We start from the raw sequence: 21431 nt of genomic DNA, 5'->3' as shown, positions 1-21431 counted from the left end.
CCTTAGAATTTCAGGCCACCTTCGCGGGCAGCGTCTGCCAAAGCCTTGACCCGACCGTGATAACGGAAACCGGAGCGGTCAAAGGCCACCTCTTCGATGCCGGCTGCCTTGGCGCGCTCTGCAATCAGAGCACCAACCTTGGTGGCTGCATCAATGTTGCTGGTTGTGCCGTCACGCAGCGCTTTGTCCAAAGTAGAAGCTTGGACAACGATCTGGCTGCCATTGGGTGCGATGACTTGTGCGTAAATGTGTTGGTTGGAACGATTCACACACAGACGATGCACGCCCAATTCGCGGATCTTGATGCGGCTGCGACGAGCACGGCGTAAACGGGAAATTTTCTTTTCGCTCATGACCTATGCCCTTATTTTTTCTTGGCTTCTTTGCGACGAACATGTTCGTCGGCATACCGAACGCCCTTACCTTTATACGGCTCCGGCGGACGGAAGGCGCGGATTTCAGCCGCCACCTGACCGAGCCGCTGTTTATCGGCGCTCTTCAGGACGATTTCGGTATTGCTCGGAGTCTCAGCCGTGACACCCTGCGGCAGGGTGTAGTCAATCGGGTGAGAGAAACCAAGGGTTAAATTCACGGTGTTGCCAGACGCCTTAGCGCGGTAACCAACACCATTCAATTGCAGACGCTTTTCAAAACCGTCGGTAACGCCAACCACCATGTTATTAACCAGCGCACGCATGGTGCCGGACATGGAGTGTGCGAATTTGCCGCCATCACGGGCAGCAAAGGTCAGAACGTTGCCGTCCTGTTTAATTTCAACGGTGTTATGCAGCGCGATTTCCAGAGTGCCGTTTTTGCCCTTCACAGAAATCTTTTCGCCGCCGAGCTTAACGTCCACACCTGCGGGTACTGTAACTGGAGCATTCGCTATACGAGACATCGTTCAATCACTCCTTAGAAGACTTCGCAGATGACTTCACCGCCGACGCCGGCAGAACGCGCAGCCCGATCGGTCATGACACCTTTGGAGGTTGAAACGATGGAAATACCCAGTCCGCCTGCCACTTTAGACAGTTCATCGGCACCCTTGTACTGGCGCAAACCAGGACGGGAGATACGCTTGATGGACTCGATAACCGGCTTGCCTTCGAAGTAACGCAGCGTGATGTGCATTACCTTTTTGACGTCGCCTTCAACAGCGAAATCATCCACGTAACCTTCGGCCTTCAGCACGGTTGCAACGGCAACCTTTTGCTTCGAGGAGGGCAGGCTAACAGTGGCATGGCCCGCTTGCTGGGCATTACGGATACGCGTGAACATATCCGCAAGTGTGTCTTGCATGCTCATTTAGTGTTTCCTCACTGTGCAGTCAAATGCGGTAGCCGGCGCAAATGCGCCGGCCCGGTCCACTTGACTTACCAACTTACCAACTGGACTTCTTCAAACCCGGAACGTTGCCCAACATGGCTTGTTCACGCAGCTTGATACGAGACAAACCGAACTTGCGGTAAACCGCGTGCGGACGTCCAGTCACTTGACAACGACGCTGCAGACGCACCGGACTGGCGTCACGGGGCAACTTCTGCAGAGCCTGTTGTGCTTCCCAAACCTGCTCGTCAGAGCTGGCTTGATCTTTGATGATCGCCTTCAGCTTGGCACGCTTTTCAGCGTACTTGGCGACGGTCTTTTCGCGCTTAGCTTCGCGCGCTTTCATGCTCTCTTTAGCCATGACCTTTCCCCTTAACTTTTGAATGGGAAGGACAGCGCCTTCAACAGAGCGCGACCTTCATCATTGGTGCGAGCGGTTGTGGTCACGGTAACGTCCAGACCACGCAGTTTATCGACCTTATCGTATTCAATTTCCGGGAAGATAATCTGCTCTTTCACACCCATGCTGTAGTTGCCACGACCATCAAACGACTTCGGGTTAATACCACGGAAGTCACGAACACGCGGCAGCGCGATGTCAATCAGACGATCCATAAATTCCCACATGCGCTCACCGCGCAGGGTCACTTTGGCACCGATCGGCCAGTCTTCACGGATTTTGAAACCCGCGATCGACTTGCGCGCTTTAGTCACCAGCGGCTTCTGACCAGAGATGGCCTGCAGGTCGGCAACAGCGTTGTCGATCTGCTTCTTATCACCGATGGCTTCGCCCACGCCCATGTTCAGAGTGATCTTGGTGACGCGGGGAATTTCCATGACGTTCTTGTAACCGAACTCTTTCTGGAGTGCAGCGACGACGTCGGTTTTGTAGAGCTCTTTGAGTCTAGACATGTCGAATACGCCCCTTATGCACCAATTTCTTTCTGCGTGGACTTGTAGATGCGCACCTTGCTGCCGTCTTCTTTGATCTGGAAGCCAACACGGTCGCCCTTGTTGGTTTCAGAGTTGAAGATGGCTACGTTCGATGCAGCAATCGGCGCTTCTTTATCGATGATGCCGCCCGGGATGTTCATGTTCGGGTTAGGCTTCTGGTGCTTCTTGATCATGTTCACACCAGAGACGATAAACAAAGTGCCTTTCTTGGCGTCGGTGATCACTTTATTGATCTTGCCACGCTTGCCTTTGTCTTTACCGGCAATCACGACAACTTCGTCGCCGCTTTTAAATTTGTTCATGGTTTACTCCACTTCCTACTACCGTCTCGTGCTTAGAGCACTTCCGGCGCCAGGGAAATGATTTTCATAAATTTCTCAGTACGCAGTTCACGGGTTACCGGGCCAAAGATCCGGGTACCGATCGGTGCGTTCTGAGCGTTCAGCAGAACCGCAGAGTTGGTGTCGAAACGGATAACAGAGCCATCCGGGCGACGCACACCCTTGCGAGTCCGTACAACAACGGCGTTCATGACCTGGCCTTTTTTGACCTTGCCGCGCGGAATTGCTTCCTTAACGGACACTTTGATCAGATCGCCAATGCGGGCGTAACGGCGGTGTGAACCACCCAACACCTTGATGCACTGTACGCGCTTGGCACCGCTGTTATCGGCAACGTCCAAAACGGTTTGTGTTTGAATCATCTGTCAAACTCCCAGGCGCAATTAAACGGTTGTCGCACGTTCATCAATGCGAACCAGGCGCCAAGTCTTGGACTTGGACAACGGACGACACTCTTCGATGGTAACGGTGTCGCCGATCTGGCACTCATTGCTTTCATCGTGCGCATGCAGCTTGGTGGAACGCTTTACGAACTTGCCGTAAATCGGGTGTTGAACCCGGCGCTCAACCATAACGGTAATGGTCTTGTCAGCCTTGTTGCTGACAACCTGACCAGTCACGGTACGGGTATTGGTCTCAGACATTTCAGGCACCTGCTTTCTCTGTCAGCACTGTTTTCACACGAGCGATGTCCTTGCGGACTTGCTTCAGCAGGTGCGTCTGAGTCAGCTGACCCGTCGCCTTTTGCATGCGATATTTGAACTGATCGCGAAGCAACTCCAACAGGTTGGTTTTCAGCTCGTCTACGGATTTATCACGAAGATCTTTAGCGTTCATCACATCACCTGCCGTTTAACAACAACGGTCGCCACCGGAAGTTTGGCAGCTGCCAGGCGGAATGCCTCCAGCGCAATTTCTTCCGATACACCTTCCATTTCGTACAAAACCTTACCCGGCTGAATCTGGGCGACCCAGTATTCAACGTTACCCTTACCTTTACCCATACGAACTTCCAAAGGTTTCTTGGAGATGGGCTTGTCCGGGAAAACGCGGATCCAGATTTTGCCGCCACGCTTGATGTGGCGGGTCATGGCACGACGCGCTGCTTCGATTTGACGAGCAGTGATACGACCACGACCGGTTGCTTTCAGCGCATATTCGCCGAAGCTTACTTTACTGCCGCGCTGTGCCAGGCCACGGTTACGGCCCTTCTGCACTTTGCGGAACTTTGTGCGTTTAGGTTGCAGCATCTACGTACTCCTTACCGTGAAGCCTTTTTCTTGGGCGCCTTGGCTTGAGCACGAACTTGCTCGATACCACCCAGGATTTCGCCTTTGAAAATCCACACCTTGATGCCGATCACACCGTAAGTGGTGTGTGCTTCGGCCGTGGCGTAGTCGATGTCAGCACGCAGGGTGTGCAACGGTACACGACCTTCGAGGTACCATTCGGTACGCGCGATTTCGGCACCACCCAGACGACCGCTGACCTGGATACGAACACCTTTGGCGCCGTTGCGCATGGCGTTCTGCATGACGCGCTTCATAGCGCGACGGAACATAACGCGGCGCTCCAGCTGACCGGCTACAGATTGTGCAACCAGTTTGGAGTCCAGATCCGGCTTACGGATTTCTTCAATGTTGATGTGCACCGGAATGCCCATCATCTTGGAGACTTCCTGACGCAGCAGCTCGACATCTTCACCTTTCTTACCGATGACGATGCCCGGGCGAGCAGTGTGGATGGTGATCTTGGCGTTCTGTGCAGGACGCTCAATCACGATCTTGCTCACTGAAGCCTTTTCCAGCTTCTTCTCCAGGTAGCTACGCACCTGGATATCGTTCAGCAACTTGTCAGCATAACTACTTGAATCGGCATACCAGACCGAGCCGTGGTCTTTGGTGATGCCGAGTCGGATCCCGGTGGGATTAACTTTCTGACCCATCTGTCATTCTCCCCTTATTTCTCGGCAACCTTGACCGTGATGTGACTCGTACGCTTAAAGATACGGTCAGCACGGCCTTTGGCTCGCGGACGGATACGCTTCATGGTCATACCTTCATCTACGAAGATGGTGGAGACCTTCAGTTCGTCAACGTCTGCGCCGTCGTTGTGTTCGGCATTGGCAATTGCCGATTCCAGAACCTTCTTGACGATCGCAGCGCCCTTTTTGGGGCTGAATGTCAGGAGGTCCAGCGCTTCGGCCACGGACTTACCGCGGACCATGTCTGCTACCAGGCGTGCTTTCTGGGCAGACAAACGCGCACCGCGCAATACAGCTTGTGTTTCCATAGTGTCTACCCTCGTTTACCGCTTAGCCTTTTTGTCAGCAGCATGACCCTTGAACGTCCGAGTCAGCGCGAACTCACCCAACTTGTGGCCGACCATGTCTTCAGTGACATAGACGGGAACATGTTGACGGCCATTATGGACTGCAAAGGTCAACCCGACGAATTCCGGGAAGATTGTGGAGCGACGCGACCAGGTTTTGATGGGTCGCTTGTCACTGGCTTCCAGTGCAGCCTCTACCTTCTTCATCAAGTGCAGGTCAACAAATGGACCCTTCTTAAGTGAACGTGGCACAGCCTATTTCCTCTTAATTCAGTTACTTCGAAGAACGACGACGAACGATGTACTTGTTCGTGCGCTTGTTCTTGCGAGTCTTGTAGCCCTTAGTGGGAACACCCCAAGGAGTGACCGGGTGACGACCACCGGAAGTCTTGCCTTCACCACCGCCGTGCGGGTGATCTACCGGGTTCATAACAACACCACGAACCGTCGGACGAACACCGCGCCAGCGAGAGGCACCGGCTTTACCCAGTTGACGCAGGCTGTGTTCAGAATTGCTCACTTCACCCAGGGTGGCGCGGCATTCAGACAGAACCTTACGCATTTCGCCAGAACGCAGACGCAAAGTGGCGTAAGTGCCTTCGCGCGCAACCAGCTGAGCTGAGTTACCAGCAGAGCGGACCATTTGGCCGCCTTTGCCAGGCTTCAACTCGATGTTGTGAATCACGGAACCGACCGGGATTGAACGCAACGGCATGGTGTTACCCACCTTGATCGGAGCGTGCTCACCGGAAATGATTTCGTCACCCGCTTTGATACCAGCCGGAGCCAGAACGTAACGGCGCTCACCATCGGCGTACAGAACCAGGGCGATGTTCGCAGTCCGGTTCGGATCGTATTCCAGACGCTCAACTTTGGCAGTGATGCCATCTTTGTTGCGCTTGAAATCGACCTTACGGTAATGCGACTTATGACCACCACCGATGTGACGAGTGGTGATGCGACCCATGTTGTTACGGCCACCAGTTTTGGATTGCTTTTCAATCAACGGAGCGTAAGGCGCACCGTTGTGCAGATCCGGGTTGTAAGTCTTGGTGACGTGGCGACGTCCAGCTGACGTCGGCTTGGTTTTTACGATAGCCATTGTTCGCAACCCCTACCTTATTCTGCCGCCATGAAATCAATTTCTTGGCCGCTGACCAGACGAACATAGGCTTTTTTCACGTCGTTGCGCTTGCCGAAGCCGCGCGCAGTACGCTTAACCTTGCCCTTCTGAATCAAGGTGTGAACAGACTGGACTTTAACGTCGAACAGCTGCTCTACGGCCTTCTTGATTTCCGGTTTTGTTGCATCCTTGGCCACACGAAAAACGTATTGACCAGTACCTTCCGCTACGATGGTCGCCTTTTCGGAGATGTGCGGACCGAAAACGACCTGATAGATACGTTCCTGGTTCATGCAAAAGCCTCCTCGACCTTCTTGAGCGCGGCCACAGTGATCACGACTTTCTCGTAAGCCACCAGATTGACCGGAGTAATACCGGCAACGTCAGAGACTTCGACGTGCGGTACGTTGCGAGCGGACAGATAGAGGTTTTGATCAACTTCTTCTGACACGATCAAAGCGTTGGACACATCCAACTCTTTCATTTTGGCGATGAAAGCCTTGGTTTTCGGTGCGTCGATGGCCAGGTTTTCAACCACAACCAAACGCTCCTGACGAACCAATTCAGACAAGATCGACTTCATAGCACCGCGGTACATTTTGCGGTTGACCTTCTGTGACCAGTCCTGAGGACGAGCCGCGAAAGTTTTGCCGCCGCCAACCCAGATGGGTGAACGGATGGTACCGGCGCGAGCACGACCTGTGCCCTTCTGACGCCACGGCTTTTTGCCGCCGCCAGAAACGTCGGAACGGCTCTTCTGAGCGCGCGTGCCTTGACGGGCACCGGCCAGGAAAGCGTTAACGACCTGGTGTACCAGGGCTTCATTGAAATCTTTGCCGAACGTTGCGTCGGACACTTCAACCTTGGCCTTGGCTTTGCCTGCAACTGCGATATCCATTGCTTACCTCTCAGCCTTTAACAGCGGGTTGAACAACAACGTGCGCGCCAGTAGCACCCGGCACAGCACCGCGAACGAGCAGCAGATTGCGCTCAGCGTCGACACGAACGATTTCCAGCGACTGAACTGTCTTGCGGACGTTGCCCATCTGACCGGCCATTTTCTTGCCTTTCCAGACACGGCCTGGAGTTTGGCACTGGCCGATGGAACCCGGCGCGCGATGCGACAGTGAGTTACCGTGAGTGGCGTCTTGAGTGCGGAAGTTGTGGCGCTTAATAGCACCAGCGAAGCCTTTACCCTTGGAGGTTCCGGTCACATCCACCATCTGGCCTGCTTCAAACACAGACACAGTCAATTCATCACCCAGATTGAATTCGGCGCTTTCACCCAAAGTGAACTCACGGGTATAAGAGCCCGCTTCAACGTTCGCCTTGGCAAAATGGCCAGCTTCGGCCTTGGTGACACGATTAGCGCGACGCTTGCCAGCGGTAAGCTGAACAGCGACATAGCCATCGGTTTCCAGGCTTTTGACTTGCGAGACCCGGTTGGGCTCGACTTCGATGACGGTCACCGGCACGGAGACACCAGCGTCAGTAAAGACGCGGGTCATACCGGTCTTGCGACCAATCAGACCAATTGACATTTCTTACTTCCTCTATGTATGGGGCTTCTACCCGCTATGGCCGCCCAAGTGTTCAAGTGAATGATTCCTGGGGCGTTACATTAGAGACACAGTGATTAGCCGAGGCTAATCTGTACGTCCACACCTGCTGCCAAGTCCAACTTCATCAACGCGTCGACGGTTTTTTCAGTCGGCTCGACAATGTCCAGCATGCGCTTGTGAGTACGAATTTCGTACTGATCGCGCGCATCCTTGTTCACGTGCGGAGAGACCAGCACGGTATAACGCTCTTTACGAGTCGGCAGCGGAATTGGGCCGCGGACCTGAGCGCCAGTACGCTTGGCCGTATCGACGATCTCCTGAGTCGAAGCATCAATCAGGCGATGATCGAACGCTTTCAAGCGTATTCTGATCTTTTGGTTCTGCATGTGACCAAAGCTCCAAGATTGTTAAACAGCAATTACGGCTACCCCCGGGAAATCAGGGGAGGCGTATTGTATGTATCTCGAGCAGGGGTGTCAACGCGGTGTTGAAAGGAAGATTTTGGGCGGGAAAGTGCTTAAAAATCAGAGATTTATGGGGAGGGAGACGCTTAACGGGAGACGCTTGACGCAAATTAGCGTTTGGCGTTTCCCGTCAAGCGTCCGGCAGGGGCGGCTAGCCGCCCCTCAGATCATTCAATGATCTTGGCAACCACGCCGGCGCCAACGGTACGACCACCTTCGCGAATCGCGAAGCGCAGACCTTCGTCCATGGCGATCGGAGCAATCAGGGTGACGTCCATCTTGACGTTGTCACCCGGCATGACCATTTCTACGCCTTCCGGCAGTTCGCACGCGCCAGTCACGTCCGTGGTACGGAAGTAGAACTGCGGACGGTAGCCTTTGAAGAACGGCGTGTGACGGCCACCTTCGTCTTTGCCCAGTACGTAGACTTCGGCTTCGAACTTGGTGTGCGGGGTGATGGTGCCCGGCTTGGCCAGTACCTGTCCACGCTCCACTTCGTCACGCTTGGTGCCACGCAACAGGGCGCCGATGTTCTCGCCCGCACGACCTTCGTCGAGCAGTTTGCGGAACATTTCAACACCAGTAACAGTGGTCTTGGTGGTGTCTTTGATGCCGACGATTTCGATTTCTTCGCCAGACTTGACGATGCCACGCTCAACACGACCAGTCACAACAGTACCGCGACCAGAGATGGAGAAGACGTCTTCGATTGGCATCAGGAACGGCAGGTCAATCGCGCGCTCCGGTTCCGGGATGTAAGAGTCCAGTGCTTCGACCAGTTTCTTAACCGCGGTGGTGCCCATTTCGTTGTCGTCTTTGCCTTCCAGTGCCATCAGCGCAGAACCGACGATCAGCGGGGTGTCGTCACCCGGGAAGTCGTACTGGCTCAGCAGGTCGCGCACTTCCATTTCGACCAGTTCCAGCAGTTCTTCGTCGTCGACCATGTCGGCCTTGTTCAGGAACACGACGATGTAGGGTACGCCAACCTGACGAGACAGCAGGATGTGTTCACGCGTTTGCGGCATCGGGCCGTCAGCCGCGGAACAGACCAGGATCGCGCCGTCCATCTGAGCGGCACCGGTGATCATGTTTTTCACGTAGTCGGCGTGTCCCGGGCAGTCAACGTGTGCGTAGTGACGCGCCGGTGAGTCGTATTCCACGTGAGAGGTCGAAATGGTAATACCACGCTCACGTTCTTCCGGAGCGTTGTCGATACCGTCGAATGCAACAGCAGTACCGCCCCAGACTTCCGCGCAAACGCGGGTCAGAGCTGCAGTCAGAGTGGTTTTACCGTGGTCTACGTGACCAATGGTGCCCACGTTGACGTGGGGCTTGTTACGTTCAAAAGTCGCCTTGGACATGGTGTCTTTCCTCTTTGTTTTGTCCTAACGGATCAAGACTTCTTAACAATTTCTTCGACAATGTTCATCGGTGCTTCTGCGTAACCTTTGAACTCCATGACGTAGGACGCACGGCCCTGAGACATGGAACGCAGGTCGGTCGCGTAACCGAACATTTCAGACAACGGCACGTCGGCATTGATGACTTTGCCCGACGGGCTGTCTTCCATACCACTCACGGTACCGCGACGACGGTTCAAGTCACCCATGACGTCACCCATGTAGTCTTCCGGGGTCACGACTTCGACTTTCATCATCGGTTCCAGCAGTGCCGGGCTGGCCTTGTCTTTCAGTTGCTTGACCGCCATGGAGGCAGCCACTTTGAACGCCATCTCGTTGGAATCCACCTCGTGGTAGGAACCATCGTACAGCGTTGCTTTCATACCCAGCAGCGGATAGCCGGCGAGAACACCGTTCTTCATCTGTTCCTGGATACCTTTCTCGACCGCCGGAATGTATTCCTTCGGTACGGAACCGCCGACCACTTCGTTGACGAACACCAGCTTCTCGGCATCGCCGTCTTCAGCCGGTTCAAAGCGGATCATGACGTGACCGTACTGACCGCGACCACCCGACTGCTTGGCGAACTTGGAGTCCACTTCGCACGCCTTGCGGATACGCTCACGGTAAGCCACCTGCGGTGCACCCACGTTGGCTTCAACTTTGAACTCGCGCTTCATGCGGTCAACGATGATGTCCAAGTGCAACTCGCCCTGACCACCGATGATGGTCTGGCCGGTTTCTTCGTCAGTACGAACGCTGAACGAGGGATCTTCCTGAGCCAGTTTGCCCAGAGCGATGCCCATTTTTTCCTGGTCCGCTTTAGACTTCGGTTCTACCGCTACGTGAATAACGGGATCCGGGAAGTCCATGCGCTCCAGCGTGATCGGGTGGCTCGGATCGCACAGAGTGTCACCGGTAGTGACGTCCTTCATGCCGATCAGAGCGGCGATGTCGCCGGCCAGTACTTCTTTGATTTCTTCGCGGCTGTTGGCGTGCATCTGCACCATACGACCAACACGCTCACGCTTGCTCTTGACCGAGTTCAACACCTGGTCGCCGCTCTTCAATACACCGCCATAAACGCGGATGAAGGTCAGCGTACCGACGAACGGGTCAGTCGCAATTTTGAACGCCAGCGCTGAGAACGGAGCGTCATCGTCTACCTTAACGGCTTCGATGGTTTCGCCATCGTCCAGCACACCTTCGATGCGCTTCACCTGGGTCGGTGCAGGCATGTATTCGATGACGCTGTCGAGAACGGCTTGAACGCCTTTGTTCTTGAACGCAGAACCACAGTGAGTCAGAACGATTTCGCCTGCCATGGTGCGGATACGCAGACCGGCCTTGATGTCTTCTTCAGACAAGGTCTCGGACTCCATATACTTTTCCATCAGCTCATCGTTGGCTTCAGCTGCAGCTTCAACCATCTGAACCCGATACTCTTCGGCTTTGTCCTGGAGCTCGGCAGGGATATCACCGTACTCGAAGGTCATGCCCATGTCTTCTTCGTTCCAGATGATGGCCTTCATCTTGATCAGGTCGATCACACCGCTGAAGTTGTCTTCAGCGCCGATCGGAATCTGAATCGGAATCGGGTTAGCACCCAGACGCTCTTTCATCTGCGCAACTACGCGGTAGAAGTCAGCACCGGCACGGTCCATCTTGTTGACGAATACCATGCGGGGAACTTCATAGCGGTTGGCCTGACGCCATACGGTTTCGGTCTGCGGCTGCACACCAGAAGAACCACACAGTACGACCACAGCACCGTCGAGCACGCGCAGGGAACGTTCTACTTCAATGGTGAAGTCAACGTGTCCTGGTGTGTCGATGATGTTGACGCGGTGCTCTTCGAATTGCTTCGACATGCCGCTCCAGAAACAGGTGGTAGCAGCTGAGGTAATAGTGATACCACGCTCCTGCTCCTGCTCCATCCAGTCCATGGTGGCAGCGCCATCATGCACTTCACCGATCTTGTGAGACAGACCGGTGTAGAAAAGGATTCGCTCAGTGGTCGTCGTTTTACCGGCGTCCACGTGGGCCACGATACCGATGTTACGGTAGCGGTCCAAAGGCGTTTTACGAGCCACGATTCAATCTCCTTAGATTGAAGAATTTCAGTACAGGCTTAGAAACGGTAATGAGAGAAAGCACGGTTGGCTTCAGCCATACGATGCACGTCTTCACGCTTCTTGATCGCCGCGCCCTTGCCTTCGGAGGCATCCAGCAGTTCGCCGGCCAGTCGCTGGCGCATGGATTTTTCACCACGCTTGCGAGAGGCGTCGACCAACCAACGCATAGCCAGAGCTTCGCGACGGGACGGACGGACTTCAACGGGGACCTGGTAGGTAGCACCACCAACACGGCGGGACTTCACTTCTACCATCGGCGCAATGGACTCCAGAGCCTGCTCAAATAATGAGATCGGGTCCTGGTCGGATTTTTTCTCTTTCACGATGTCCAGCGCACCGTAAACGATGCGTTCAGCGACGGATTTTTTGCCGTCGTACATGACGTGGTTCATGAATTTTGCCAGCTGAGTGTTCCCGAACTTGGGATCTGGCAGTACTTCGCGCTTCGCAGCGACGCGTCTTCTTGGCATTGGATAAGCCCTATAAATTGAGGTCTTCAGGTGAACCCGGAATGAGCAGCTCCGACAACGCGGATCGGCAGCACCCGGCCTTACTCTTACCTTTAGACAAACTGGTTAAAAAACTTAGCCCTTAGGCTTCTTGGTACCGTACTTGGAACGGCCTTGCTTGCGGTTGGCAACACCAGAGGTGTCCAGAGAACCGCGCACAGTGTGATAACGCACACCCGGCAGGTCTTTAACACGGCCGCCGCGAATCAGCACAACGGAGTGTTCCTGCAGGTTGTGGCCTTCGCCACCGATGTAGGAGGACACCTCGAAACCGTTGGTCAGACGCACACGGCAAACCTTGCGCAGCGCTGAATTCGGCTTCTTCGGTGTGGTGGTGTATACGCGAGCGCACACACCGCGACGCTGTGGGCAGCCTTCCAGAGCCCGAACGTCGCTGGCGACCGCTTTCCGCTTACGCGGTTTGCGGACGAGCTGGTTAATTGTAGCCATCTAAGCCTCTCTAAAGTTCACTTCTCATTACACGACAGTACCCGGCTGGCGAACCAGTCGGGTGCTGTTGGGAGCGCGAATTCTATGTATCGCGCAATTCTTAGTCAACCAGTGACGCGAAACGCTGAACGGGAGACGCTTGACGCTGGTTAGTGAGCGTCTCCCGTCTCCCGTTTTGTATCAGGCGTTACTTGTTAAGCGCCTGACTCAATGCCGCTTCGATATCTTCGGCACTCTTCGACTGCTTCTCACCAGTACGTTCCAGACGCTTGGCCTTGCGGTCGGCGTGGTACGCCAGACCGGTACCGGCTGGTATCAAACGACCCACAACGACGTTTTCCTTCAGGCCGCGCAGGTAATCGCGCTTGCCGGTGACCGCACCTTCGGTCAGCACTCGAGTGGTTTCCTGGAAGGAAGCCGCCGAAATGAAGGATTCAGTCGCCAAGGACGCCTTGGTGATACCCAGCAGGATGCGTTCGTAACGGGCCGGGACCTTATTTTCCGCCTCGGCCACTTCGTTCGCTTCCAGCAACTGGTTGTATTCCACCTGATCGCCTTTGATGAAGTCGGTGTCACCGTTGTCCAAGATGGTCGCTTTGCGCAGCATCTGACGCACGATCACTTCGATGTGCTTGTCGTTGATGGTTACGCCCTGCAGACGGTAAACCTCTTGGATTTCGTTGACGATGTAGCGCGCCAGAGGCTCAACACCACGCACACGCAGAATGTCGTGCGGGTTCATCGGGCCGTCGGAGATCACTTCACCTTTCTCGACCTGCTCACCTTCGAAGACGTTCAACTGACGCCATTTCGGAATCAGCTCTTCGTAACCGTCGGAACCGTCGGTCGGGGTGATCATCAGGCGCTTCTTACCTTTGGTTTCTTTACCGAAACCAACGGTGCCGGAGATTTCCGCCAGAATGGCTGGCTCTTTCGGCTTACGCGCTTCGAACAAGTCAGCTACGCGTGGCAGACCACCGGTGATGTCACGGTTACCGGACGATTCCTGCGGAATCCGCGCGATAACATCACCAATCGCCAACTCGTCGCCATCGTTCAGGCTCAAGAAAGCGCCGTCCGGCAGCAGGTACTGCACCGGCTGGTTGGTGTTGCCAATCATGATGTCGTTGCCGTCTTTATCGAGCAGCTTGATCATCGGGCGGATTTCCTTGCCGGCCGAGTTGCGCTGGCCTTGAGGAATCACTTCGATGGTGCCGACACCGGTCAGTTCATCGATCTTACGGTTGGTGGTGATGCCCTCATCCATACCGATGAACGCCACCTTACCGTTGGATTCGGCGACGATCGGGTGCGTGTGCGGATCCCACTTAGCCACGATCTGGCCGGATTCCACAGTGGCACCGTCTTTGACGCTGATGATGGCGCCGTACGGCAGCTTGTAGCGCTCGCGCTCACGGCCGTGTTCGTCGGAAACCGCCAACACACCGGAGCGGCTGACTGCAGTCAAATCGCCATCTTCACGCGTCACGGTTTTCAGATTGTGCAGGGTGACGGTGCCACCGTGCTTGATCTGAACTGAGTCGATCGCGGTTGAGCTGGACGCTGCACCACCGATGTGGAACGTACGCATGGTCAGCTGGGTACCGGGTTCACCGATGGACTGGGCGGCAATAATACCGACCGCTTCACCGATGTTGACGCGGTGACCACGAGCCAGGTCACGACCATAGCACTGGGCACAGAGACCATGGCGGGTTTCACAGGTAATGCCAGAACGGATCTTGACCTGGTCCACGCCCCACTCGTTGAACTTCTCAACCCAGGCTTCGTCCAGCATGGTGCCGGCCGGAATCAGGGTTTCTTTGGTGGCCGGATCGATTACGTCGGTAGCCACTGTCCGGCCGAGTACTTGCTCGCCCAGACCCAGAACCACGTCACCACCTTCGATGATCGGCTCCACGATCAAGCCGTCTTCGGTGCCGCAATCTTCTTCGGTGATCACCACGTCCTGAGACACATCCACCAGACGACGCGTCAGGTAACCGGAGTTCGCCGTTTTCAAAGCGGTGTCAGCCAGACCCTTACGCGCACCGTGGGTGGAGATGAAGTACTCACCCACCGACAGACCTTCACGGAAGTTCGCTTTAATCGGGTTCTCGATGATCGAGCCGTCCGGCTTCGCCATCAGACCGCGCATACCGGCCAGCTGACGAATCTGCGCCGGGCTACCCCGGGCACCGGAGTCGGCCATGATAAAGACCGAGTTGAAGGAATCCTGCTCGACTTCGTTACCGTCTTTGTCGGTAACGATTTCTTTAGAGATGCCTTCCATCATGGCGCGGGCAATCTGATCGTTCGCACGTGACCAGATGTCGACCACCTTGTTGTACTTCTCGCCCTGGGTCACCAGACCAGCGGCGAACTGTTCTTCAATTTCCTGAACGTCGGCTTCGGCTTTGCCCAGGATGTCCATCTTGGCTTTCGGAATGACGAAGTCGTTCACACCGATCGACGAACCAGACTTGGTCGCATAGGCAAAGCCCATGTACATGATCTGGTCGGCAAAGACGACGGTCTCTTTCAGACCGACGCGACGGTAGGCTGCATCCAGCAAGCCGCTGATCGCTTTCTTTTTCATCGCCTGGTTGAACAGTTCGAACGGCAGACCGTCCGGTGCGATGGCAAACAGAATGGCGCGACCGACGGTGGTGTCGACCAAAGAAGTGCGCTCTTCACGCTCACCGTTGTCGCCCAACAGCACTTCCTTAACGCGGACACGCACCTTGGCTTGCAGCGCAACCTGACCGGCACCGTAAGCGCGATGCACTTCTTCGATGTTCGCCAGAACCATGCCTTCGCCTTTGGCACCGACACGCTCACGCGTCATGTAATACAGACCGAGAACCACGTCCTGAGACGGTACGATGATCGGCTCGCCGCTGGCCGGAGACAGGACGTTGTTGGTCGACATCATCAGTGCGCGGGCTTCGAGCTGGGCTTCCAGTGTCAGCGGTACGTGTACCGCCATCTGGTCACCGTCAAAGTCGGCGTTGTAAGCGGCACACACCAGCGGGTGCAACTGAATGGCTTTGCCTTCAATCAACACCGGCTCGAACGCCTGGATGCCCAGACGGTGCAAAGTCGGTGCGCGGTTCAGCATGACCGGGTGTTCACGAATCACTTCGTCCAGGATGTCCCAAACGACGGCTTCTTCGCGCTCGACCATCTTCTTGGCGGCCTTGATGGTGGTCGCCAGGCCACGGTGTTCCAGCTTGGAGAAGATGAACGGCTTGAACAGTTCCAGAGCCATTTTCTTCGGCAGACCGCACTGGTGCAGACGGAGGGTCGGGCCAACCACGATGACCGAACGGCCAGAGTAGTCCACACGCTTACCGAGCAGGTTCTGACGGAAACGACCCTGCTTACCTTTAATAAAGTCAGCCAGCGATTTCAGCGGACGACGGTTGGAGCCAGTGATGGCCCGACCGCGACGACCGTTGTCGAGCAGCGCATCGACAGACTCTTGCAGCATGCGCTTTTCGTTGCGCACGATGATGTCCGGCGCGGCCAGCTCGAGCAGGCGCTTCAAACGGTTGTTACGGTTGATGACGCGACGATACAGATCGTTCAGGTCGGAGGTCGCAAAACGACCGCCGTCCAGCGGTACCAACGGACGCAGATCCGGCGGCAGTACCGGCAGCACGGTCATCACCATCCAGACCGGGTTGTTGCCAGACTTGTAGAAGGCTTCCAGCAACTTCAGACGCTTGGACAGCTTTTTGATCTTGGTCTCAGAATTAGTCGCCGGAATTTCTTCACGCAACTGAGTGATTTCAGCTTCCAGGTCGATGCTGCCCAGCAAACGCTGAACCGCTTCGGCACCCATGCGCGCGTCGAAATCGTCGCCAAATTCTTCGATCGCTTCGTAGTACTCTTCGTCGGTCAGCAACTGACCTTTCTCCAGGCTGGTCAAGCCCGGATCAATAACAACAAAGCTCTCGTAATAGAGGATGCGCTCGATGTCACGCAGCGTCATATCCAGCATCAGACCGATGCGGGACGGCAGTGATTTCAGGAACCAGATATGCGCGACCGGCGCAGCCAGCTCGATGTGACCCATGCGCTCGCGACGCACCTTGGCCTGAGTGACTTCCACGCCGCATTTTTCACAGATAACGCCGCGGTGCTTCAGACGCTTGTATTTGCCGCACAAGCACTCGTAGTCCTTCATTGGACCGAAAATGCGTGAGCAGAACAGACCGTCACGCTCAGGCTTGAACGTCCGGTAGTTGATGGTCTCCGGCTTCTTCACTTCACCAAAGGACCAAGACCGGATCATCTCCGGCGAGGCCAGGCCAATGCGGATGGAATCAAATTCTTCCGCCTGGCCCTGTGATTTCAACAGATTCAGCAAATCTTTCATCATTCAGCTCCGAAAGGAGTGGCTTCAGGCGACCGCAGCCACCCAATCTTCAAAGAGTCGTCCCGACCCGAAGGCCGGGACGGCTATCACTCTTCGTTTTCCAGTTCCATGTCGATACCCAGCGAACGGATTTCCTTGACCAGTACGTTGAAGGACTCCGGCATGCCGGGCTCCATACGGTGGTCGCCGTCGACGATGTTTTTGTACATCTTCGTCCGGCCGTTCACGTCGTCCGACTTCACAGTCAGCATTTCCTGCAGGGTGTAGGCGGCGCCATAAGCTTCCAGAGCCCAGACTTCCATCTCACCGAAACGCTGACCACCGAACTGCGCCTTACCACCCAGCGGCTGCTGGGTAACCAGGCTGTAAGACCCGGTGGAACGGGCGTGCATCTTGTCTTCGACCAGGTGGTTCAGCTTCAGCATGTACATGTAGCCGACCGTGGTCTTGTTCTCAAAGGCTTCGCCGGTGCGGCCATCCCACAACTGGATTTGGCCGCTGTCGTCCAGGTTCGCCAGACGCAGCAATTCCTTGATCTCTTCTTCTTTGGCACCGTCGAACACCGGTGTCGCGAACGGCACGCCGCCGCGCAGGTTTTTGGCCAGGTCCATGATTTCGTCATCACTGAACTCGTCCAAGGTTTCCTTGCGCAGACCGCGACCGGCCTTGTTGTAGACCTCATCGAGGAAGCCACGTACTTCGGCCGTTGCTTTCTGCTCGCGCAGCATTTCGTTGATGCGGTTGCCCAGACCCTTGGACGCCGCACCCAGGTGCGTTTCCAGAATCTGACCGACGTTCATCCGCGACGGTACACCCAGCGGGTTCAGCACGATGTCGACCGGCTCGCCGTTTTGGTCGTAAGGCATGTCTTCAACCGGCTTGATCACCGAGATCACACCTTTATTACCGTGACGACCCGCCATCTTGTCACCCGGCTGAATCTTGCGCTTGATGGCCACGTAGCACTTGACCACTTTCAGCACGCCCGGTTGCAGATCGTCGCCGCTTTGCAGCTTGCCTTTCTTGTCTTCGAAGCGCGCTTCCTGGTCGGCCTTGCGCTCAGCCAGCTGAGCTTCGGCTTTCTCCAGCATGTCGGCCAGGCTTTCGTCCTGCATGCGCAGCTTGAACCAGTCTTCACGCGGCAGCTCGGCGAGGAAGTCCTCGGCCAGCTTGTCGCCTTTCTTCAGACCAGCGCCGCCAGCGACCGGCTTGCCAACCAAGGCAGCCTGCAGACGTTCGAAGATGGCGTCTTCAACGATGCGGTACTCGGCTTTCAGATCCTTGCGGTACTCTTCCAGCGCAATGCGCTCGATGTCTTTGGAACGCTCGTCGCGTTCGATGCCATCGCGAGTAAATACCTGAACGTCGATAACAGTACCGGTGGTGCCGCCTTTAACGCGCAAAGACGTATCTTTAACGTCGGACGCTTTCTCACCAAAGATGGCGCGCAGCAGTTTCTCTTCCGGCGTCAGTTGAGTCTCGCTCTTCGGCGTGACTTTACCGACCAGGATGTCGCCCGGGCCCACTTCAGCACCGATATAAACGATACCGGACTCGTCAAGCTTGTTCAGAGCCGCTTCGCCAACGTTCGGGATGTCGGCGGTAATTTCTTCGGCCCCCAGCTTGGTGTCACGCGCGATACAGGTCAGTTCCTGGATGTGAATCGAGGTGAAACGATCTTCCTGAACCACTTTTTCAGAGATCAGGATCGAATCCTCGAAGTTGTAACCATTCCAGGGCATGAAGGCGATGCGCATGTTCTGACCCAGCGCCAGTTCACCCATATCGACCGACGGGCCGTCAGCCAGTACATCACCGCGCGCAATGGTTTCGCCCTGATGGACGATGGAGCGCTGGTTGATGCTGGTGTTCTGGTTGGAACGGGTGTACTTGATCAGGTTGTAGATGTCGACGCCGGCATCGCTGGCTTCGATTTCATCCGGGTTCACCTTGACCACGATGCGCGAGGCATCGACGTACTCAACGTAACCGCCACGCTTGGCAACCACGCAGACACCGGAGTCGATGGCGACATTGCGCTCGATACCGGTACCAACCAGAGGCTTGTCCGCACGCAAAGTCGGCACAGCCTGACGTTGCATGTTCGAACCCATCAAGGCGCGGTTGGCGTCATCGTGTTCCAGGAACGGAACCAAAGCGGCGGCCACAGACACGACCTGACGCGGTGATACGTCCATCATGTTGACGTTGGCACGCGGCGCCATGGTGAATTCGTTCTGGTGACGCACCTGGACGAATTCGCCTTCGAGTTTGCCGTCTTTGTCCAGCGCAACGTTAGCCTGAGCAATAACGTGCTTGGCTTCATCGATAGCTGACAGGTAAACGATCTCGTCAGTCACCTTGCCGTCTTCCACCTTACGATACGGCGTCTCCAGGAAGCCGTAGCTGTTGGTGCGGGCATAAGTTGACAGCGAGTTGATCAGACCAATGTTCGGACCTTCCGGCGTCTCAATTGGGCAGACACGACCGTAGTGTGTCGGGTGTACGTCACGCACTTCGAAGCCGGCGCGTTCACGGGTCAGACCGCCTGGGCCCAACGCAGAAACACGACGCTTGTTGGTGACGCCCGACAGCGGGTTGTTCTGATCCATAAACTGAGACAGCTGGCTGGAACCGAAGAATTCTTTGATCGCAGCAGCAACCGGCTTGGCGTTGACCAGATCCTGCGGCATCAGGCCTTCGGATTCAGCCATGGACAGACGCTCACGAACGGCGCGTTCAACACGAACCAGACCGACGCGGAATTGGTTCTCAGCCATTTCACCGACGGAACGCACGCGACGGTTACCCAGGTGGTCGATGTCGTCGACATTGCCCTGGCCGTTACGGATATCGATCAAGGTTTTCAGTACGCGCACGATGTCTTCGTTGCTCAGCGTACCTTCGCCTTCATCGTCATCGATGTTCAGACGACGGTTGAACTTCATACGGCCAACGCCCGACAGATCGTAGCGCTCGCTGGAGAAGAACAGGTTCTGGAACAGGGTTTCCGCTGACTCTTTTGTCGGCGGCTCGCCCGGGCGCATCATGCGGTAGATTTCGACCAGCGCTTCCAGCGGTGTGCTGGTCGGGTCGTTGCGCAGCGTATCGGAAATGTACGGGCCGCAATCCAGATCGTTGGTGTAGAGCAGATCAAGTTTCTTCAACTTGAGCTCACGCACCTTGGTCAGGACGTCGAGCGTCACTTCGTCGTTGCCGGCAGCAAAGATCTCGCCACTGGTCGGATCGACCAGATCGGTTGCCAGCGCCTTACCCAGCAGGTATTCGTCCGGCACCTGAACGGTTTTTACGCCGGATTTTTCCAACTGACGGATGTGACGCGCGGTAATGCGGCGACCTTCTTCCAGGATGACGCTGCCGTCTTTGTCTTTGATTTCAAACTGAGCGGTTTCACCGCGCAGATGATCGGCAACGATGGCCAGTTCGAACTGATCCTTAACCAGTTTGAACTCGGAGCGCTCGAAGAAGCGGTCGAGAATGTCTTGGTTGGTGTAACCCAGAGCGCGCAACAGAATCGTCGCCGGCAGTTTGCGGCGGCGGTCGATACGCACATACACCTGATCCTTCGGATCGAATTCGAAGTCGAGCCAGGAACCACGGTAAGGAATCACCCGGGCGCTATACAGCAACTTACCGGACGAATGGGTTTTGCCCTTGTCGTGATCGAAGAATACGCCCGGCGAACGGTGCAGCTGGGACACCACGACACGCTCGGTGCCGTTGATGATAAAGGTGCCGTTTTCCGTCATCAGGGGCATTTCGCCCATGTAGACTTCCTGCTCCTTGATGTCCTTGATCGCCTTGCTCGGTGATTCCTTATCGTAAATGATCAGGCGCACCTTAACGCGCAGCGGCGCAGCGTAAGTTACGCCACGCAGTTGACACTCTTTGACGTCGAAAACTGGGGTGCCCAGCTTGTAGCTGACGTATTCCAGGGCGGCATTGCCAGAGTAGCTGACAATTGGAAAGACGGATTTAAAAGCGGCGTGCAGGCCCGTGTCCTGTCGCTCGCCCGCCTCAGATTCGGCTTGTAGAAAGTTGCGATAAGAATCCAGCTGAATCGCCAGCAGGTATGGAATATCCATAACCGGCTGCAATTTACTGAAATCCTTACGAATGCGCTTTTTCTCGGTGTAAGAGTATGCCATCAGCAATCCCCAGCTTGTTCACCAACGGTGGGTCTGAGCGGTCACACCCGCGCAGCGGGTGCTTGTCGGTACAGCGGTGACTGCCAGACGGCAACAGTCACCCCGAATGTCGTCGCTTCCTGCGCTCCCCGGGTTAACGGGGATCCGGTTTTCCTAACGGTCTGAACGCGTCAGACCGTTTACGAAAAAGACACGTTCCAGGCGTTTTCGTTCCTGAGACGCGAAAAGGCCGGCGGCCTATGGCCGCCAGCCCGAACAGCTGAGAGTCTCAACTGCCAATGCG

Annotated in this window: 24 protein-coding genes; all 24 read right to left on the bottom strand. The window is 55.7% G+C overall.

The annotated features are described in order from the left end of the window. Positions 1-2: 2 nt before the first annotated feature. The 24 genes from rplR to rpoB all read right to left on the bottom strand — a co-directional run bounded on the left by rplR (position 3) and on the right by rpoB (position 21148). Positions 3-353, bottom strand: a complete 351-nt coding sequence (gene rplR / locus DW349_RS02675; protein ID WP_108126656.1) for a 50S ribosomal protein L18 — start codon at positions 351-353, stop codon at positions 3-5. Between the two features lie 11 nt (positions 354-364). After that, complete coding sequence (gene rplF / locus DW349_RS02670) at positions 365-898, bottom strand: 50S ribosomal protein L6 (protein WP_108126655.1); 534 nt, start codon at positions 896-898, stop codon at positions 365-367. 14 nt (positions 899-912) lie between these two features. Next, complete coding sequence (gene rpsH, locus DW349_RS02665; protein WP_108126654.1) at positions 913-1305, bottom strand: 30S ribosomal protein S8; 393 nt, start codon at positions 1303-1305, stop codon at positions 913-915. A 76-nt stretch (positions 1306-1381) separates the two neighbouring features. Next, positions 1382-1687, bottom strand: coding sequence for a 30S ribosomal protein S14 (gene rpsN / locus DW349_RS02660; RefSeq protein ID WP_108126653.1), 306 nt, complete (start codon positions 1685-1687; stop codon positions 1382-1384). Positions 1688-1698: 11 nt separating this feature from the next. Continuing rightward, positions 1699-2238, bottom strand: a complete 540-nt coding sequence (gene rplE, locus DW349_RS02655; RefSeq protein ID WP_108126652.1) for a 50S ribosomal protein L5 — start codon at positions 2236-2238, stop codon at positions 1699-1701. Between the two features lie 14 nt (positions 2239-2252). Further along, positions 2253-2582: a 50S ribosomal protein L24 gene (gene rplX, locus DW349_RS02650; protein ID WP_108126651.1), complete on the bottom strand. Its 330-nt coding sequence runs from the start codon at positions 2580-2582 to the stop codon at positions 2253-2255. Between the two features lie 32 nt (positions 2583-2614). Beyond that, positions 2615-2983, bottom strand: a complete 369-nt coding sequence (rplN, locus tag DW349_RS02645; RefSeq protein WP_108126650.1) for a 50S ribosomal protein L14 — start codon at positions 2981-2983, stop codon at positions 2615-2617. A 21-nt stretch (positions 2984-3004) separates the two neighbouring features. Next, on the bottom strand, positions 3005-3265 hold the full coding sequence (gene rpsQ / locus DW349_RS02640) for a 30S ribosomal protein S17 (protein ID WP_108126649.1): 261 nt from the start codon (positions 3263-3265) through the stop codon (positions 3005-3007). 1 nt (position 3266) lies between these two features. After that, positions 3267-3458 (bottom strand): 50S ribosomal protein L29, encoded by a 192-nt coding sequence (rpmC, locus tag DW349_RS02635; protein WP_108126648.1) that lies wholly within the window; start codon positions 3456-3458, stop codon positions 3267-3269. Next, a complete protein-coding gene (rplP, locus tag DW349_RS02630; RefSeq protein ID WP_108126647.1) occupies positions 3458-3871 on the bottom strand; it encodes a 50S ribosomal protein L16 in 414 nt (137 codons plus the stop codon). Before rplP ends, rpmC begins: the two co-directional genes overlap by 1 nt. Positions 3872-3882: 11 nt before the next feature. Further along, positions 3883-4566 (bottom strand): 30S ribosomal protein S3, encoded by a 684-nt coding sequence (rpsC, locus tag DW349_RS02625; protein WP_108126646.1) that lies wholly within the window; start codon positions 4564-4566, stop codon positions 3883-3885. A gap of 14 nt (positions 4567-4580) precedes the next feature. Continuing rightward, entirely contained in the window at positions 4581-4913 is a 333-nt protein-coding gene (rplV, locus tag DW349_RS02620) for a 50S ribosomal protein L22 (protein WP_108126645.1), read from the bottom strand. A gap of 15 nt (positions 4914-4928) precedes the next feature. Further along, positions 4929-5204 (bottom strand): 30S ribosomal protein S19, encoded by a 276-nt coding sequence (gene rpsS / locus DW349_RS02615; protein WP_108126644.1) that lies wholly within the window; start codon positions 5202-5204, stop codon positions 4929-4931. A 22-nt stretch (positions 5205-5226) separates the two neighbouring features. Next, positions 5227-6054 carry a 50S ribosomal protein L2 gene (gene rplB / locus DW349_RS02610; RefSeq protein WP_108126643.1) on the bottom strand — a complete coding sequence of 276 codons (828 nt, stop codon included), beginning with the start codon at positions 6052-6054 and terminating at the stop codon, positions 5227-5229. A gap of 17 nt (positions 6055-6071) precedes the next feature. Continuing rightward, the gene (gene rplW / locus DW349_RS02605; RefSeq protein WP_108126642.1) at positions 6072-6368 is read right to left on the bottom strand and encodes a 50S ribosomal protein L23; all 297 of its coding nucleotides are present in this window, start codon (positions 6366-6368) and stop codon (positions 6072-6074) included. Further along, the gene (gene rplD / locus DW349_RS02600; RefSeq protein ID WP_108126641.1) at positions 6365-6973 is read right to left on the bottom strand and encodes a 50S ribosomal protein L4; all 609 of its coding nucleotides are present in this window, start codon (positions 6971-6973) and stop codon (positions 6365-6367) included. The genes rplW and rplD overlap by 4 nt, the downstream gene beginning before the upstream one ends. A gap of 10 nt (positions 6974-6983) precedes the next feature. After that, positions 6984-7616 carry a 50S ribosomal protein L3 gene (gene rplC, locus DW349_RS02595; RefSeq protein WP_108126640.1) on the bottom strand — a complete coding sequence of 211 codons (633 nt, stop codon included), beginning with the start codon at positions 7614-7616 and terminating at the stop codon, positions 6984-6986. A gap of 95 nt (positions 7617-7711) precedes the next feature. Continuing rightward, a complete protein-coding gene (rpsJ, locus tag DW349_RS02590; RefSeq protein WP_108126639.1) occupies positions 7712-8023 on the bottom strand; it encodes a 30S ribosomal protein S10 in 312 nt (103 codons plus the stop codon). 245 nt (positions 8024-8268) lie between these two features. After that, entirely contained in the window at positions 8269-9462 is a 1194-nt protein-coding gene (gene tuf, locus DW349_RS02580) for an elongation factor Tu (RefSeq protein ID WP_108127778.1), read from the bottom strand. 32 nt (positions 9463-9494) lie between these two features. Next, complete coding sequence (gene fusA / locus DW349_RS02575; RefSeq protein WP_108127766.1) at positions 9495-11594, bottom strand: elongation factor G; 2100 nt, start codon at positions 11592-11594, stop codon at positions 9495-9497. Between the two features lie 38 nt (positions 11595-11632). Continuing rightward, complete coding sequence (gene rpsG, locus DW349_RS02570; RefSeq protein WP_108127764.1) at positions 11633-12106, bottom strand: 30S ribosomal protein S7; 474 nt, start codon at positions 12104-12106, stop codon at positions 11633-11635. A gap of 114 nt (positions 12107-12220) precedes the next feature. Continuing rightward, positions 12221-12595 (bottom strand): 30S ribosomal protein S12, encoded by a 375-nt coding sequence (rpsL, locus tag DW349_RS02565; RefSeq protein ID WP_108127762.1) that lies wholly within the window; start codon positions 12593-12595, stop codon positions 12221-12223. A gap of 187 nt (positions 12596-12782) precedes the next feature. After that, positions 12783-16979 carry a DNA-directed RNA polymerase subunit beta' gene (rpoC, locus tag DW349_RS02560; RefSeq protein ID WP_108127759.1) on the bottom strand — a complete coding sequence of 1399 codons (4197 nt, stop codon included), beginning with the start codon at positions 16977-16979 and terminating at the stop codon, positions 12783-12785. An 86-nt stretch (positions 16980-17065) separates the two neighbouring features. Beyond that, the gene (gene rpoB, locus DW349_RS02555; protein ID WP_108127757.1) at positions 17066-21148 is read right to left on the bottom strand and encodes a DNA-directed RNA polymerase subunit beta; all 4083 of its coding nucleotides are present in this window, start codon (positions 21146-21148) and stop codon (positions 17066-17068) included. Positions 21149-21431: the final 283 nt, after the last annotated feature.

It is taken from the genome of Saccharospirillum mangrovi (assembly GCF_003367315.1).
In the GTDB taxonomy this organism is placed as follows: domain Bacteria; phylum Pseudomonadota; class Gammaproteobacteria; order Pseudomonadales; family Natronospirillaceae; genus Saccharospirillum; species Saccharospirillum mangrovi.
The sequence above is the reverse complement of the archived record's forward strand: the minus strand, read 5'-3'. Positions and strand labels throughout refer to the sequence as shown.